Source organism: Arthrobacter sp. 10T416 (assembly GCF_056394165.1).
This window is the reverse complement of sequence record NZ_JBFTHI010000015.1, coordinates 1-15230: the sequence shown is the minus strand read 5'-3', so window position 1 is coordinate 15230 and position 15230 is coordinate 1. Positions and strand designations below refer to the sequence as shown.

Genomic DNA, 15230 nt, shown 5'->3' with positions numbered 1-15230 from the left:
CACCAGCACCACTGAACACGAAGCAGCACTGAACAGCAGGCAGGAAGCGGTACAGCAATGACCCAGGCCCAGAACGGCACCCCGCCGACGGCGCACACCCAGGACTCGCTGGGACGCGTGCACTTCATCGGCATCGGCGGCGTCGGCATGTCCGCCGTCGCCCGCATTATGGTGGCCCGCGGTGTGCCGGTCAGCGGCTCGGATGCCAAAGACCTCCCGGTGATGGGCGAACTCGCCGCGGCCGGGGCGCGGATTGCCGTCGGCTACGACGCGGCGCACCTGGGCGACGCGCAGACGGTGGTCGCCGGCTCGGCCATCCGCCCGGACAACCCCGAACTCGCCGCGGCCCGCGACGCCGGGCTCCCGGTGCTGCACCGCTCGGAAGCGCTGGCCGCCACGATGGCGCAGGACACGGCCGTCACAGTGGCCGGCACCCACGGGAAATCGACCACGACCTCGATGATCACGGTGCTCCTGCAGGGCGCCGGACTGGATCCGTCCTTCGCCATCGGCGCCAACGTCCCGGCGCTCGGCGTCAACGCCGCGTCCGGCACGTCCCCGGTGTTCATCGCCGAGGCCGACGAATCGGACGGCTCCTTCCTCAACTACCGCCCGCAGATCGCCGTGGTCACCAACGTCGAACCGGACCACCTGGACCACTACGGCACCGCCGAGGCCGTCTATGCCTCCTTTGACCGCTTCACGGAGCTGCTGCCCGCCGACGGGCTGCTGGTGGCCTGCGCCGACGACGCCGGCGCCCGTGCCCTGGCGCTGCGCACCCGGGAGCGGGGCACCACCCGCGTGGTCCTCTACGGGACCGCGCCGGATGCGGACGTGCTCCTGCACGACGGCGGCCCGGGCGACGTCCGGATCTCCACACCAGCCGGAAGCTTCGCCGTCGACCTCCAGGTGCCTGGCCGACACAACGCGCTGAACGCCGCCGCCGCCTTCGCCGTGGCGCTTGAGCTGGGCATCGCCCCGGCGGCCGCCGCCGGCGCGCTGGCTACTTTCTCCGGCGCCTCGCGCCGCTTTGAATACAAAGGCAGCGGGCGCGGCATCCGTGTCTACGACGACTACGCCCACCATCCCACCGAGGTGCGGGCAGCCCTCGCCGCGGCACGCTCCGTGGCCGGCGAACACCGGGTGCACGTGCTCTTCCAGCCCCACCTGTTCTCCCGGACCAGGGAGTTCGCGCACGAATTCGCGGAAGCACTCAATGCCGCCGACACCGCGCTGGTCCTGGACATCTACCCCGCCCGCGAAGATCCCATTCCCGGAGTGACCAGCCAGCTGATCGCCGATCACCTCAGCGCCGGCGGCCGGCTCGTTGCCGGCACGGATGCGGTCTCCGCCGTCGTCAACGCCGCAGCGCCGGGGGACATCATCCTCACAGCCGGCGCCGGCGACGTCACCGCGTATGGCCCGCGTATTGTCGAGGCCCTCACGGCGGAGGCACCGGGTGACTAGTTCGCGGCGGCCCGGCTACCCCTCAGGCCAGCGGGGACCGGACACCGGACGGCCCCACACGGGACACGATGAGGTCATCTCCGCCTCGAAAGCAGGACCGGACGTGGCGGCCACCGGCAACGGTGGCGGGAACACTCCGGGACCGCAGCGCGGCAATGTGCTGGCGTTCCCGGAACCGAGGGCCAAGCGGCGGCGCCGGATTGTGCTCACCACCGTCGGCGTGGTGGCTGTGCTAATCGCGGCCATCGTGGCGGCGGCCCTGTATTCGCCGTGGCTCGCCGTGCGCACCGTGACTGTCGAAGGCAACCGGATGCTGACCACCCAAAAGGTCACGGCCGCCCTGGCGCCGCTGCAGGGGAAACCCCTGACACAGATCAGCGACGACGAGGTCACCGCGCTGCTGCGGCCGCTCGTGCAGGTCAAGGCCGTCACCACGCAGGCCCGGCCGCCGTCAACACTCCAGGTCCGGATTACCGAGCGAGTTCCCGTGGCGCTGGTCAAGAAGGGGGATGCCTACCAGCTGGTCGATGTTGACGGCATCCAGCTCAGCACCACCAAGGACCCCGGTACGGTGAAGCTTCCGGTCATCGACGCCGGCCGCGGCGCTTTGGCCAAGGATCTCTTCCACGCCATCACGGCCGTCCTTGGGGCCCTGCCGCCGGATGTCCTGGCCCGGCTCTCCGACGCCTCGGCGAAGTCCGCGGACGCCGTCGAGCTCAAGCTCGTGGACGGGCAGACGATTGTGTGGGGCAATGCGGGGGACAAGGAACTGAAGGCACGGGTGCTGGCGGCACTCCTCAAGGTCCCGGCAGATCCGAAAAACCCCGTGGCGATCTATGACGTCAGCGTGCCCAGGCACCCGGTAACCCGGTAGCCGGCGATTCCTTACATTCGGCCCTGCACGGGCGATAGTGCAAAGGGTGCCGGGCCGGAACACGGTCCGCCCCGCAGGGCGGCAAACAAGCACGGCAACAGAAACAGAGCGGCATTTACCGGGTATTCCCGCGACACGCGGAGCCGGTTATTGAATGTCCTCGGCATAGGAAATAGCGTCACAACAAGAGTTACTTGACATAACTCTAACCTTCAACTCGAAGGTTAAGGTTCAGGTCTCAAGCCCAACTCCATCAGTTTTCGCAATAGAACACGAACAAGGGACACGTAACGTGGCAGCTCCGCAGAATTACTTGGCCGTCATCAAGGTCGTCGGCATCGGCGGCGGTGGCGTGAACGCAGTCAACCGAATGATCGAGGTCGGTCTTCGTGGCGTCGAATTCATCGCCATCAACACCGACGCGCAGGCGCTGCTGATGAGCGATGCCGACGTCAAGCTCGACGTCGGACGTGAGCTGACCCGTGGCCTGGGAGCCGGTGCGAATCCTGAGGTTGGCCGGCAGGCTGCCGAGGACCACGCCGACGAAATCGAAGAGGTCATCCGGGGCGCAGACATGGTTTTCGTGACCGCAGGCGAAGGCGGTGGCACCGGCACCGGCGGTGCGCCCGTCGTGGCCCGCATCGCGCGCTCCCTCGGCGCCCTGACAATCGGCGTCGTCACCCGCCCGTTCACCTTCGAGGGACGCCGCCGCGCCGGCTCCGCCGAAGCCGGCATCGACGCCCTGCGCGACGAGGTCGACACCCTGATCGTCATCCCGAACGACCGGCTGCTGTCCATCAGCGACCGCAACGTATCGGTACTGGATGCCTTCCGCTCCGCCGACCAGGTCCTGCTCTCCGGCGTTCAGGGCATCACCGATCTGATCACGACCCCCGGCCTGATCAACCTCGACTTCGCCGACGTCAAGTCCGTGATGCAGGGTGCAGGTTCCGCCCTCATGGGCATCGGCTCGGCCCGCGGCGAAGACCGCGCGGTCAAAGCCGCGGAACTGGCCATCGCCTCGCCGCTGCTCGAAGCGTCCATCGATGGCGCCCACGGCGTCCTGCTCTCCATCCAAGGTGGCTCGGACCTCGGCCTGTTCGAAATCAACGAAGCCGCCCGCCTGGTGCAGGAAGTGGCACACCCGGAGGCCAACATCATCTTCGGCGCCGTGATCGACGACGCCCTCGGTGACGAGGCCCGCGTAACGGTGATCGCCGCAGGCTTCGACGACGTCAAGGCCACGTCGCCGTCCATGGACCAGTCGCAGCCGGCTCCGGCGCGTCCGGTGGCAGCTGCCCCGGCACCCGCCCAGGCCCCCGCTTCGGCACCGGCGCAGCCCATGCATGCCGGCGTCGGCGCCTCCGGACTGAGCAACTGGGGCCAGCAGCGGCCCTCCGCTGTTCCGGCGGACTCCGGGTTCGACGTCGACCTGCCTTCCGTGGTCGAGCCGGACCTCTCCGGCCGCCACTCGGACGACCTGGATGTGCCCGACTTCCTGAAGTAGTCCCGGGCCTGCATTCAGCAAGCAGCAATCAGCACCATGGCACTGCCTCCGGCAGTGCCATGGTGCTTTCTAGGGTTACGGTGTTTGGTATGGCTTTTATGATGATTCCGCCTCCCACAGGGATGGTGCACTAAGTGTTCTCATGGCAAGCGGAGGTACGGCCCGGCGTCTGGGTGGCGTTCACTGACGTGGGAGCAGGCAATCTGGCGCTCCATGTCGGGGATGGCCCCGAGGCGGTGCATCAGCGCCGCAGGGCACTTGAGCAGGCCGCGGGCCTGGGCTCCCGCACCTTCCAGTACATGAACCAGGTCCATGGCCGCGAGGTGGCGGTCCTGCCGGCCGGGCAGCCTGCACCGGAGTCCGGCAAGGGTCCGGCGCCAACCGCCGACGCCATGGTCTCCACCGGCCAGCCAATGGCCGTTATGGTGGCGGACTGCGTACCGATCGTGCTCGCGGGGGAGGGCGCTGCCGGCGCCCCGGTGCTCGGTGTTGTCCATGCTGGCAGGCCCGGCCTGGCTGCCGGGGTTGTGCCCGCGGCGGTGGCGCAGATGCAGGCGCTGGGAGCCACGGGCATCAGCGCCTGGATCGGCCCGTCCATCTGCGGCAAGTGCTACGAGGTTCCGGAGGGGATGCGCGCTGACGTCGCGGCCGTTGTCCCGGAAGCCTGGTGCACCACCTCCCAGGGCACGCCCGGCCTGGACCTGCCCGCAGGGGTGCGCAGCCAGCTGGAGGCAGCGGGAGTGAGCGTCGAATACTCCGGCGGCTGCACGCTGGAGGACGCGGACCTGTACTCCTACCGTCGCAACAACCAGACGGGCCGGTTCGCCGGGCTGGTCTGGACGGCGCCCGCGGCAACGGGAGCAACGACGTGACCGCGCCCGCCGCGAACGGCGACCCGCGGCTCGCCGAGCTGCGCGGAAAGCTTGAGGCTGTCAGGCAGAGGATCGACGCGGCGGTAGCCGGCGCCGGGCGGCCGGGCCCTGCGCCCCAACTGATTGTTGTCACCAAGTTCCACCCGGCCGACGACGTCGCCCGGCTGGCGGCGCTCGGCGTTACCGACGTGGGGGAAAACCGCGACCAGGAAGCCGCCGGGAAAGCCGCCCGCCTGCACGAGTTGCCGCTGCGCTGGCACTTCATCGGCCAGCTGCAGAGCAACAAGGCTAAGTCCGTCGTGAAGTACGCCCACGCCGTGCACTCCGTAGACCGCGCCCAGCTGGTCACCGCGCTGGATAAGGCCGTGCTCGCCGAGCAGGACCGCACCGGCCGCGCCAACCTCGACTGCTACATCCAGGTCAGCCTCGACGACGCCGCCGACGGCCACCGCGGCGGGGCGCTGCCTGCGGACGTCCCGGCGCTGGCCGGACTGGTGGCCTCGGCCGCCGGGCTGCGGCTGGCCGGCGTGATGGCCGTCGCGCCGCTGGGCGCCGCCCCGGACGCCGCATTCGAAAAACTCGCGGGGATCTCCGCCAGGCTCCGCGCCGACCATCCGCAGGCCACGGGCATTTCCGCCGGGATGAGCCAGGATCTGGAGGCGGCCATCCGTTTCGGAGCGACACACCTTCGAATTGGCTCCGATATTCTCGGTCCGCGCCCGGCGTTGGGGTAGGTTCAACGTATTGGAAGGTAATGGCGGGGATTCCAATGAAGTGATTCAGGTCAGTGACTCCAGTACTGTCAGTTCACTAAGCGGCCCGCACACGGACACGATTAGGAGTCGACCATGGCTGGCGCTCTGCGCAAGACAATGATCTATCTTGGGCTCGCTGACGGCGACGAACACTACGAGTCCGAGCATCACACACTGCACAAGGATGAGGACGATTCATTGGAGCACGACCGCGAGGAGCGCCGCGCCCCGGCCCCCGTCCGCGAAGCCCCCCGGGACGAGCCCTACGCCGCTGAAGAGGAATACCGCGCACCCGTGACACCGATCAAGCGAGCGGCCGCGAGCCGCGAAGAAACCACCGGCCTCCGGCAGATCACCACGATCCACCCCCGGTCGTACAACGATGCCAAGCTCATCGGTGAGAGCTTCCGCGACGGCATCCCCGTCATCATGAATGTCACCGACATGGGCGAAGCCGACGCCAAGCGCCTGGTCGACTTCTCCGCGGGCCTGGTATTCGGCCTGCGCGGCAGCATCGAACGGGTGACCAACAAGGTGTTCCTGCTCTCGCCGTCGTACGTCGAAGTGATTGGCGACGACAAAAAGGCCAGCGAAACGACGGCCTCCTTCTTCAACCAAAGCTAGTCCGGGATTCCGGTTCGGATGCCAGGCAGGGAAACCTGCCTGGCATCCGTGCTGACGGATCCGTGTTGGAATAGACGTGGTGGAATAGATGCGCAAACAGTCAGGCTACTGCGGTATCCGGAATGATCATGGAGATATGAGCTAACTCATGGGAATTGTTTTCGGACTCATCTATATCGCGCTGCTGCTGTTTTTCGTGGCCCTGATCATCCGGCTGATCTTCGACTGGGTTCAGATGTTCGCCCGGAGCTGGCGTCCGCGCGGTGTAGCGCTCGTCACCGCCCACACTGTCTACTCCGTCACAGACAAACCCCTCAAACTGCTCGGCCGGATCCTCCCGCCGCTGCGGCTCGGCGGAATCTCGCTGGACCTGGCGTTCCTGGTGCTCTTCCTGGCCGTGTCCGTGGCCATGGGAATCGCCAGGTACTTCACCTACGCGCAGCCGATCGCCACATGACCGGCCGGCGGACCACGACCGCCGGCCAAAAAGATAAAAACTCCGGTTTGACACTGCGGTGTTGAATTAGAGGAACCAGACCATATTAGGTACCGTAGTTTTGACGGCCGGAAGGCCTACTGACTAACTAGACCAACGAGGTGACCAGATGGCTTTGACGCCAGAAGACGTTGTCAACAAGCGCTTTCAGCCGACCAAGTTCCGCGAGGGCTACGACCAGGACGAAGTTGATGACTTCCTGGACGAGATCGTCGTCGAACTGCGACGCCTGAACCAGGAGAACGACGAGCTCCGCAAGAAGCTCGCCGAAGCCGGTTCCGGCACGGCCGCCAGCTCCGCCGCTGGCGCTCCCGTTGTGGAGAAGGTGCCTGCACCCGTCAAGGCCGAGAAGGAAGACCGCGCCAAGGCAGAAGCCGAAGCAAAGGCCGCCGAAGCCGCTGAAGCCGCAAAGAAGAAGGAAGCCGAGAAGGCTCCCGCCCCGGCAGCAGCCCCGGCTCCCGTCGCCGCCACCGCGTCCGCCGAGTCCGCCGCAGGCCTGCTGGCCATGGCGCAGCAGATGCACGACAAGCACGTCTCCGACGGCGAGCAGCAGCGCGACAAGATCATCGCCGAAGCGCAGATCGAGGCCAGCAGCCTGGTCAACGACGCGCAGGAAAAGTCCCGCAAGATCCTTGGTGCCCTCGAGCAGCAGCGCTCCGTGCTGGAACGCAAGGTCGAGCAGCTCCGCGGCTTCGAGCGCGACTACCGCTCACGCCTGAAGGCCTACATCGAAGGCCAGCTGCGCGACCTGGACGCCCGTGGTTCGGTGGCGGCCCCCGAGGTCGAAGCCAACTAGGACGTTTTACCCGTATTCTGAAAGCCGGTGGCAGAGGACTCCTCCGCCACCGGCTTTTGGCATTAACCGCCGCCTCCCGGCCTCCCTCGCGGGAAGCGCCCGCCGGTGGTACGCCTCAGCCACCACCGGCACCGGAACGAAAGCACTATGACTGACGCACCAACCCCAGACGCCGCCCAGCCCGCGGACGCCGCCCAGCCCGCTCCCGTGGAAGTCTTGCCGACGCGCAGGCCGCGGCGGGCGACGCTGCTCACCCTTTTCGCCGGGTTCGCGGTGTTCGCTTACGCGTTCGACCAGCTGACCAAGCTCTGGGTCACGGAAACCATGACCGAGGGGGAGCGGATCCCCGTTCTTCCTCCGCTGCTGCACTGGTACTACATCCGTAACTCCGGCGCCGCGTTCTCCATCGGCGAGAACGTCACCTGGGTCTTCACCATCATCATGGCCGCGGTCTCCGTCGCGATCCTGCTCCAGCTGCGCAAGCTCGGCTCTGCCTGGTGGGCCCTGGCGCTGGGCCTCCTGCTTGGCGGGGCGCTGGGCAACCTGACTGACCGCCTGTTCCGCGAGCCCTCCTTCGCGATGGGCCACGTGGTGGACTTCATCCAGCTGCCCAACTTTGCGATCTTCAACATCGCCGACTCCGCGGTTGTCTCCGCCGTCGTGATCATCTGCCTGCTCACGCTGCGCGGCATCACCCTGGACGGCTCACGGGTGACCGGCGGCCAGGACAAAAAAGCCGCCCCGCCGGCTGCCCGGGACCACAATGTCTGACGCAGTGCCGGCGCAAAACGCCGCCCGGCACTTCACCGTGCCCGAAGAACTTACCGGGGCCCGGGTGGACGCAGGCCTGGCGAAACTTATGGGCATCTCCCGGTCGCAGGCCGCCGCGCTGATCGCGGAGGGCAATGTCAGCAGCCATGGCAAGGCCGTGGGCAAGTCCCTGAAGCTGAGCGCCGGCGTCGGGCTCGACGTCGTCGTCCCGGAGCGCCGGGACCCCCTGGAAGTCGTGGAGGAAGTTGTGGAAGGCCTGAAAATCCTGCTCGATGACGACGAGTTCGTCGTCGTCGACAAGCCCGTTGGGGTCGCTGCCCACCCGTCGCCGGGCTGGGTGGGGCCGACGGTCGTCGGCGGCCTCGCCGGCGCCGGCTACCGGATCTCCACCTCCGGTTCGCCCGAACGTGCCGGCATCGTCCACCGGCTCGACGTCGGGACCTCCGGCGTTATGGTGGTCGCCAAAACCGAGAACGCCTACACGGCGCTCAAGCGGGCCTTCAAGGAGCGCACCGTGGACAAGGTGTACCACGCCGTCGTCCAGGGCCTGCCGGACCCGCTGGCCGGCACTATCGACGCCCCGATCGGACGCCACCCCGGCCACGACTGGCGCTTCGCGGTGATTGAAGACGGCCGCGACTCGGTGACCCACTATGAGGTGCTCGAAGCTTTCGGCAAGGCCTCCCTGGTGGAGGTGCACCTGGAAACGGGCCGCACCCACCAGATCCGGGTGCACTTCTCCGCCCTCCGGCACCCTTGCGCCGGCGACCTGACGTACGGGGCGGACCCTCGGCTCGCCGCCACCCTGGGCCTGACCCGGCAGTGGCTGCACGCCCGGCAGCTGTCCTTCGACCACCCCCGGACGGGGGAGCGGGTCACGGTGACCAGCGAGTACCCGCAAGACCTCAAGTACGCCCTCGAGGTACTGGAGTCAGGCCAGGCGTGACCGGCCGCCGTGCCGGGCACGGAAGTGTCCGCACCCGGCACTAGAATGAGTCGGTGACTTCCAGCAACAACTCGTTCGTCCACCTCCACAACCACACCGAGTACTCCATGTTGGACGGTGCGGCGCGCCTCGGGGAACTCTTCGATGAGACCGAACGGCTGGGCATGCCCGCCCTGGCCACCACGGACCACGGGTACCTCTTCGGGGCGTTCGACTTCTGGAAACGGGCCACGGACAAGGGCATCAAGCCGATCATCGGCGTCGAGGCTTACGTCACGCCCGGCACCGCACGCACGGATAAGACCCGGGTGCGCTGGGGCGAAGAGAACCAGCGCAAGGACGACATCTCCGGCGGTGGCGCCTACACCCACATGACCCTGCTGAGCTACAACAACGCCGGCATGCGGAACCTCTTCCGGGCCTCCTCGATTGCCTCCCTGGACTCGGTGTTCGGCAAATGGCCCCGCCTGGACCGGGAACTGCTCAACACGTACTCCGAGGGCCTGATCGCCACCACCGGCTGCCCGTCCGGCGAAGTCCAGACACGGCTCAGGCTGGGGCAGTACCGCGAGGCCGTGGAGGCCGCAGCCGAGTTCCGCGACATCTTCGGGGCCGAGAACTACTTCTGCGAACTCATGGACCACGGCCTGGACATTGAGCGCCGCGTCACGGGCGACCTGCTGCGGCTGGCCAAGGAACTGAACCTGCCCCTGGTGGCCACCAACGACCTTCACTACACCCACGAACACGACGCCAAGGCGCACGAGGCCCTGCTGGCCATCCAGTCCGGGTCCACCCTGCTGGAACCGACCTACGACAACGGCGGCTCACGGTTCGCCTTCTCCGGCAGCGGCTACTACCTGAAGTCCCCGCAGGAGATGCGCGAGCTGTTCCGCGACCACCCCGACGCCTGCGACAACACACTGCTGATCGCCGAGCGCTGCGAAGTCTCGTTCAACACCGGCGCCAACTACATGCCGCGCTTCCCCTGCCCCGAGGGTGAGGACGAGACGTCATGGCTGGTMAAGGAAGTGGACAAGGGACTCCACTACCGCTACCCGAAGGGCATTCCGGACAAGGTCCGCCAGCAGGCCGACTATGAGCTGGAAGTCATCACATCCATGGGCTTCCCCGGCTACTTCCTGGTGGTGGCCGACTTCATCAACTGGGCCAAGAACAACGGCATCCGCGTGGGCCCCGGCCGTGGTTCCGGTGCCGGCTCCATGGTGGCGTACGCGATGCGCATCACCGACCTCGACCCGCTGCACCACGGCCTGATCTTCGAGCGGTTCCTGAACCCGGACCGCGTCTCCATGCCTGACTTCGACGTCGACTTCGATGACCGGCGCCGTTCCGAGGTCATCGACTACGTGACACGCAAGTACGGTGACGAGCGTGTGGCCATGATCGTCACCTACGGCACCATCAAGACCAAGCAGGCCCTCAAGGACTCCTCCCGTGTGCTCGGCTATCCCTTCAGCATGGGCGAGACGCTGACCAAGGCGCTGCCGCCCGCCGTGATGGCCAAGGACATCCCCCTGGCGGACATCCAGAACCCGGAGGCCAAACGCTACGGCGAGGCCGGCGACTTCCGGCAGCTGATCTCCACGGACCCCGAAGCCGCGAAGGTCTTCGAGACCGCGCTCGGCATCGAGGGCCTGAAGCGGCAGTGGGGCGTCCACGCCGCCGGTGTGATCATGTCCTCGGACCCCATCATCGACGTCATCCCGATCATGCGCCGGTTCCAGGACGGCCAGGTCATCACGCAGTTCGATTACCCGACGTCCGAGGGCCTCGGCCTGATCAAGATGGACTTCCTGGGCCTGCGGAACCTGACCATCATTTCCGACGCCCTCGAAAACATCACCATGAACCGCGGGATCGAGCTGGACCTCGAATCCCTGGAGCTGGACGACGCCGCATCCTATGAGCTGCTGGCCCGAGGCGACACCCTGGGCGTGTTCCAGCTCGACGGCGGCCCCATGCGGTCACTGCTGAAGCTCATGAAGCCTGACAACTTCGAAGACATCTCCGCCGTCCTGGCCCTCTACCGGCCAGGACCCATGGGCGCCAACGCGCACACGGACTATGCGCTGCGCAAGAACGGCATCCAGGAGGTCATCCCGATCCACCCGGAGCTGAAGGAACCGCTGGCCGAAATCCTCGGCGGCACCTACGGGCTGATCGTGTACCAGGAGCAGGTGATGGCCGTGGCGCAGAAGCTCGCCGGCTACAGCCTGGGCCAGGCCGACATCCTGCGCCGCGCCATGGGCAAGAAGAAGAAGTCGGAACTGGACAAGCAGTTCGCCGGCTTCTCCCAGGGCATGCAGGACAACGGCTACTCCATGGCCGCCGTGAAGACGCTGTGGGACATCCTGCTGCCCTTCTCCGACTACGCCTTCAACAAGGCGCACTCGGCGGCCTACGGTGTGATCTCCTACTGGACCGCGTACCTGAAGGCGCACTACGCCCCGGAGTACATGGCCGCACTGCTGACCTCCGTGGGGGACGACAAGGACAAATCGGCCATTTACCTCAACGAGTGCCGCCGGATGGGCATCACGGTGCTGCCGCCGGACGTCAACGAATCGGCGCTCAACTTCACCCCGGTCGGGAACGACATCCGCTTCGGCATGGGTGCCATCCGCAACGTCGGTGCCAACGCCGTCGACGCCATGGTGGCCGCGCGCGAACGCGAAGGGGCGTACACCTCCTTCAAGGATTACCTGATGAAGGTCCCGGCGGTGGTCTGCAACAAGCGCACCATCGAATCGCTGATCAAGGCCGGCGCTTTCGACTCCCTGGGCCACCACCGCCGGGCCCTGGCCATGATCCACGAAGAAGCCATCGACTCGGTGATCACGCTCAAGCGCAACGAGGCCATCGGGCAGTTCGACCTGTTCGCGGGCATCGACGACACCGAATCAGAGTCCTCGCTGAGCATCGAGATTCCCGAGCTGCCCGAGTGGGAGAAAAAGGACAAACTCTCCTTCGAACGGGACATGCTCGGCCTCTACGTCTCGGACCACCCGCTGCAGGGCCTCGAAGGCCTCCTCAGCCAGCATGCCGACCAGTCGATCACCTCGATCATCGCCGAGGACGGACCGCACGACGGCGCCATCATTACCATCGCGGGCATGATCACCTCGCTGAGCCGGCGCATCGCCAAGGCCAGTGGCAACGCCTACGCCCGCGCCGAGATCGAGGACCTCGGCGGTTCCGTGGAGGTGATGTTCTTCGGGCAGGTCTACGGGCCGATCGCCTCCGTCCTGGCCGAGGACCTGATCGTGGTCGTCAAGGGACGGCTGCAGCGGCGCGACGACGGCGCCGTCGCCCTCAACTGCATGGAACTCTCCGTGCCGGACCTCAGCGAGGGCCTCGACGGGCCCCTGGTCATCACCATGCCGACGCACAAGGCCACCGAGGCCGTGGTCAACGAACTCGGTGACGTGCTGCGGACCCACCGCGGCAAGTCGGAGGTCCGGCTGCACCTGCACGGCGACTCCCGCGTGGAGGTTATGGGCCTGCCCGTGCACCTGCGCGTCAACCCCAGCCCGTCCCTGTTCGGGGACCTGAAGGTTCTCCTCGGCCCGACCTGCCTGGACAGCTAGGCCCGCCTACCGGCTAGATCTCGTAATCGAGCGGCACGGGCTGGCTGTAGCTGCCCCCGTGATAGAGCAGCGGGGCGCCCTCGCCGCCGATGGCGCCGTCGACCACCTCGACCACTACTACGGCGTTGTTCTCAAAGGACAGCCGCATCTGGATTTTGCCGATCAGCCAGCCGGACACGTCCTTGAGGACCGGGACCCCGTGCGGGCCGAGCTCCCAGTGGTCGCCCTCGAAGCGGTTCCGGGTCCTTGCGAAGCGGTCGGCGAGTTCCTGGTTCTCCAGCCCCAGCATATGCACGCCGATATAGCTGGAGTTGGCCACCGCGGGCCAGGAGCTGGAGGTGCGGGCCATGTTGAAGGTGAAGCGTGGCGGCCGGGCGGACAGGGAGGCTACCGAGGTTGCAGTGAAACCGTAGGGCACGCCATCCAGGTTCGCCGTAATGATGGCGACGCCCGCCGCGTGCCGGCGGAACATCTCCTTGAAAGTTCCTTCAAAGGCTTCTTCGGCTGATGCCACTGTGGTTCATCTCCCTGCGCTTGCGACTGGTACTCACTGCCAGCGTATTCCGGCAGGGCGGCCCGCGGTATTCGGCCTTCACCATTTAGTCATCCGGGCGTCACGTATCGGGCGCCGGTGTAATGTCCTGCGGCCCGGAAACCTTTGTTAAGGTTTGTTGCATGACACAACCCGCGGTGCACGTTCCCGTTGACCACCACGACGGCGCCCCGGGCTCCGCTGTGCCCGGCCCGGACTTCCACCGCGTTCCGTGGCGGGCGCTGGCCGTGATCGCTGCGGCCGGTGTTCCGGTCGGGCTGCTGTGGTGGCTGCTGGCACCCACGGGCCTGAACCTCATCACCCGGGACCCGGCGCTGGGGGCGGGAAGCAACCCCGCCGCCTGGTTGCCCCGGGACCTCGTCCTCGCCGGGCTGTTCCTGCTGGCAGGCTGCCTGTCCGGGGTCTTCCTCGCCGGCAACCGGCCCGCCCGGCTGGGGACTGCGACGGTGATCCTGGCCGTCGCAGCCGGCGCCGCCGGCGCGTTGCTGGCGTGGGGGACCGGGGTTCTGGCGGGCAGCATCTGGGGCGCGGCCGAGGACACCTCGGCCAGCGCCAGCATCGCGTTCTCGCTCCGGGCTTACGCCATGCTGGTCATTTGGCCAGCCGCCATCGCCCTCGCGATTTTCTTCTCCACGGTCTTTGCCAAGTCCGAGCCCGGACCGGGACCGGACGCCTGAACCGCGGGCGGCCCTGCGCCGCGTAGCAGCGTCCGGAGGCCAACGCAGCGGCGCGTAAAATGGACGAGTGACCCCATCTGCTGACAGCACCGTCCCTTCCGCCGCCGCGCCCACAGCCCCCACCCTAGACTTCCGCACCGTCGACGTGCGCGGCCAGCGGCTCTCCCTCGCGGGGCTGCGGGCCGCCGTTCCGCGGGCGCAGCACGGCACCGTGGCCGACGCCGAGCAAAAGGTCCAGGACATCATCACCGCGGTCCGGTCGCGGGGCTTCGCGGCGCTCAGTGAGCTCGCGCTGGCGTTCGACGGCGTGGAACAGTCCCATCCGCGGGTCCCGGCGGAGGCGCTGAAGGCAGCCCTGGACGGGCTTGATCCCGCCGTGCGCGCCGCGCTTGAGGAGTCCATCCGCCGGGCCCGGCGCTTCGCCGACGCCCAGCGCCCGGCGGACACCGACGTAGAACTCGGCGAGGGCGCCGTGGTGAGCCAGAACTGGGTTCCGGTGGCCCGCGTGGGCCTCTACGTCCCGGGCGGCCTGGCGGTCTACCCGTCCTCGGTCATCATGAACGTCGTCCCGGCGCTGGCAGCCGGCGTCGAATCCATCGCCCTGGCCTCGCCGCCACAGAAGAACTTTGGCGGGCTGCCGCACCCCACCATCCTGGCGGCCGCATGCCTGCTCGGCATCGACGAGGTCTATGCGATCGGCGGCGCCCAGGCCATCGCCGCCTTCGCCTACGGTATTCCCGGGGGAGCGGAGGACGGGCCCGGCATCGACCCGGTCGACGTCGTGACCGGGCCCGGGAACATCTTCGTGGCCACGGCCAAACGGCTGGTCAAGGGCGCCGTGGGCATCGACTCCGAGGCGGGCACCACCGAGATCGCCATCCTGGCCGACGCCACAGCACGCCCGTCGCTGGTCGCGGCCGACCTCATCAGCCAGGCCGAACACGATCCGCAGGCCGCCTCCGTGCTGTTCACCGACTCCGAGGCCCTCGCGGCCGCAGTCCGGGACGAGCTCGAGGTCCAGGCCGCCGCCACCAAGCACAGCGCCAGGGTCCGGCAGGCCCTCTCCGGACCGCAATCCGGCGTCGTCCTGGTTGAGGACCTGGAGCAGGGGATCGCTGCCTGCGACGCCTACGCTGCCGAGCACCTCGAAATCATGACCGCCGACGCCGCCGGTGTGGCGGCCCGGATCCGCAACGCCGGCGCCATCTTCGTGGGTGACTACAGTCCGGTGAGCCTGGGCGACTACTGCGCGGGGTCCAACCACGTGCTGCCCACCAGCGG

At 67.5% G+C, this 15230-nt stretch carries 14 protein-coding genes; 13 read left to right on the top strand and 1 reads right to left on the bottom strand.

Features of this window, described 5'->3' with window-relative positions; genetic code table 11:
- Nucleotides 1-57: 57 nt before the first annotated feature.
- The 11 genes from murC (at nt 58) to dnaE (ending at nt 12719) form a co-directional block, all read left to right on the top strand.
- Entirely contained in the window at nt 58-1467 is a 1410-nt protein-coding gene (murC, locus tag AC1DBE_RS14340; RefSeq protein ID WP_476880238.1) for a UDP-N-acetylmuramate--L-alanine ligase, read from the top strand.
- On the top strand, nt 1460-2341 hold the full coding sequence (locus AC1DBE_RS14335) for a cell division protein FtsQ/DivIB (protein WP_476970947.1): 882 nt from the start codon (nt 1460-1462) through the stop codon (nt 2339-2341). Before murC ends, AC1DBE_RS14335 begins: the two co-directional genes overlap by 8 nt.
- A 292-nt stretch (nt 2342-2633) precedes the next feature.
- Nucleotides 2634-3848 (top strand): cell division protein FtsZ, encoded by a 1215-nt coding sequence (gene ftsZ, locus AC1DBE_RS14330; RefSeq protein WP_476970946.1) that lies wholly within the window; start codon nt 2634-2636, stop codon nt 3846-3848.
- Nucleotides 3849-3982: 134 nt separating this feature from the next.
- Nucleotides 3983-4720 (top strand): purine nucleoside phosphorylase YfiH/LACC1 family protein, encoded by a 738-nt coding sequence (locus tag AC1DBE_RS14325; protein WP_476970945.1) that lies wholly within the window; start codon nt 3983-3985, stop codon nt 4718-4720.
- Nucleotides 4717-5454 (top strand): YggS family pyridoxal phosphate-dependent enzyme, encoded by a 738-nt coding sequence (locus AC1DBE_RS14320; RefSeq protein ID WP_476970944.1) that lies wholly within the window; start codon nt 4717-4719, stop codon nt 5452-5454. Before AC1DBE_RS14325 ends, AC1DBE_RS14320 begins: the two co-directional genes overlap by 4 nt.
- A 114-nt stretch (nt 5455-5568) precedes the next feature.
- On the top strand, nt 5569-6099 hold the full coding sequence (locus AC1DBE_RS14315) for a cell division protein SepF (RefSeq protein WP_476970943.1): 531 nt from the start codon (nt 5569-5571) through the stop codon (nt 6097-6099).
- A 148-nt stretch (nt 6100-6247) separates the two neighbouring features.
- Nucleotides 6248-6556 carry a YggT family protein gene (locus AC1DBE_RS14310; protein ID WP_476880244.1) on the top strand — a complete coding sequence of 103 codons (309 nt, stop codon included), beginning with the start codon at nt 6248-6250 and terminating at the stop codon, nt 6554-6556.
- Between the two features lie 148 nt (nt 6557-6704).
- A complete protein-coding gene (locus tag AC1DBE_RS14305; protein ID WP_476880245.1) occupies nt 6705-7391 on the top strand; it encodes a DivIVA domain-containing protein in 687 nt (228 codons plus the stop codon).
- 147 nt (nt 7392-7538) lie between these two features.
- On the top strand, nt 7539-8162 hold the full coding sequence (gene lspA / locus AC1DBE_RS14300) for a signal peptidase II (RefSeq protein WP_476970942.1): 624 nt from the start codon (nt 7539-7541) through the stop codon (nt 8160-8162).
- Nucleotides 8155-9108, top strand: coding sequence for an RluA family pseudouridine synthase (locus AC1DBE_RS14295; protein WP_476970941.1), 954 nt, complete (start codon nt 8155-8157; stop codon nt 9106-9108). Before lspA ends, AC1DBE_RS14295 begins: the two co-directional genes overlap by 8 nt.
- Nucleotides 9109-9161: 53 nt before the next feature.
- Nucleotides 9162-12719: a DNA polymerase III subunit alpha gene (gene dnaE / locus AC1DBE_RS14290; protein ID WP_476970940.1), complete on the top strand. Its 3558-nt coding sequence runs from the start codon at nt 9162-9164 to the stop codon at nt 12717-12719.
- A 13-nt stretch (nt 12720-12732) separates the two neighbouring features.
- Here dnaE and AC1DBE_RS14285 read toward each other — a convergent pair whose 3' ends face one another.
- The gene (locus tag AC1DBE_RS14285; RefSeq protein ID WP_476878714.1) at nt 12733-13191 is read right to left on the bottom strand and encodes a flavin reductase family protein; all 459 of its coding nucleotides are present in this window, start codon (nt 13189-13191) and stop codon (nt 12733-12735) included.
- A 203-nt stretch (nt 13192-13394) separates the two neighbouring features.
- On the opposite strand from AC1DBE_RS14285, the gene AC1DBE_RS14280 reads away from it, so the two are divergent.
- Together AC1DBE_RS14280 and hisD are read left to right on the top strand one after the other, a co-directional pair.
- On the top strand, nt 13395-13949 hold the full coding sequence (locus AC1DBE_RS14280) for a hypothetical protein (protein WP_476878705.1): 555 nt from the start codon (nt 13395-13397) through the stop codon (nt 13947-13949).
- A gap of 67 nt (nt 13950-14016) precedes the next feature.
- The coding region (gene hisD, locus AC1DBE_RS14275) for a histidinol dehydrogenase (RefSeq protein ID WP_476970939.1) at nt 14017-15230 on the top strand (1214 nt) is incomplete at its 3' end.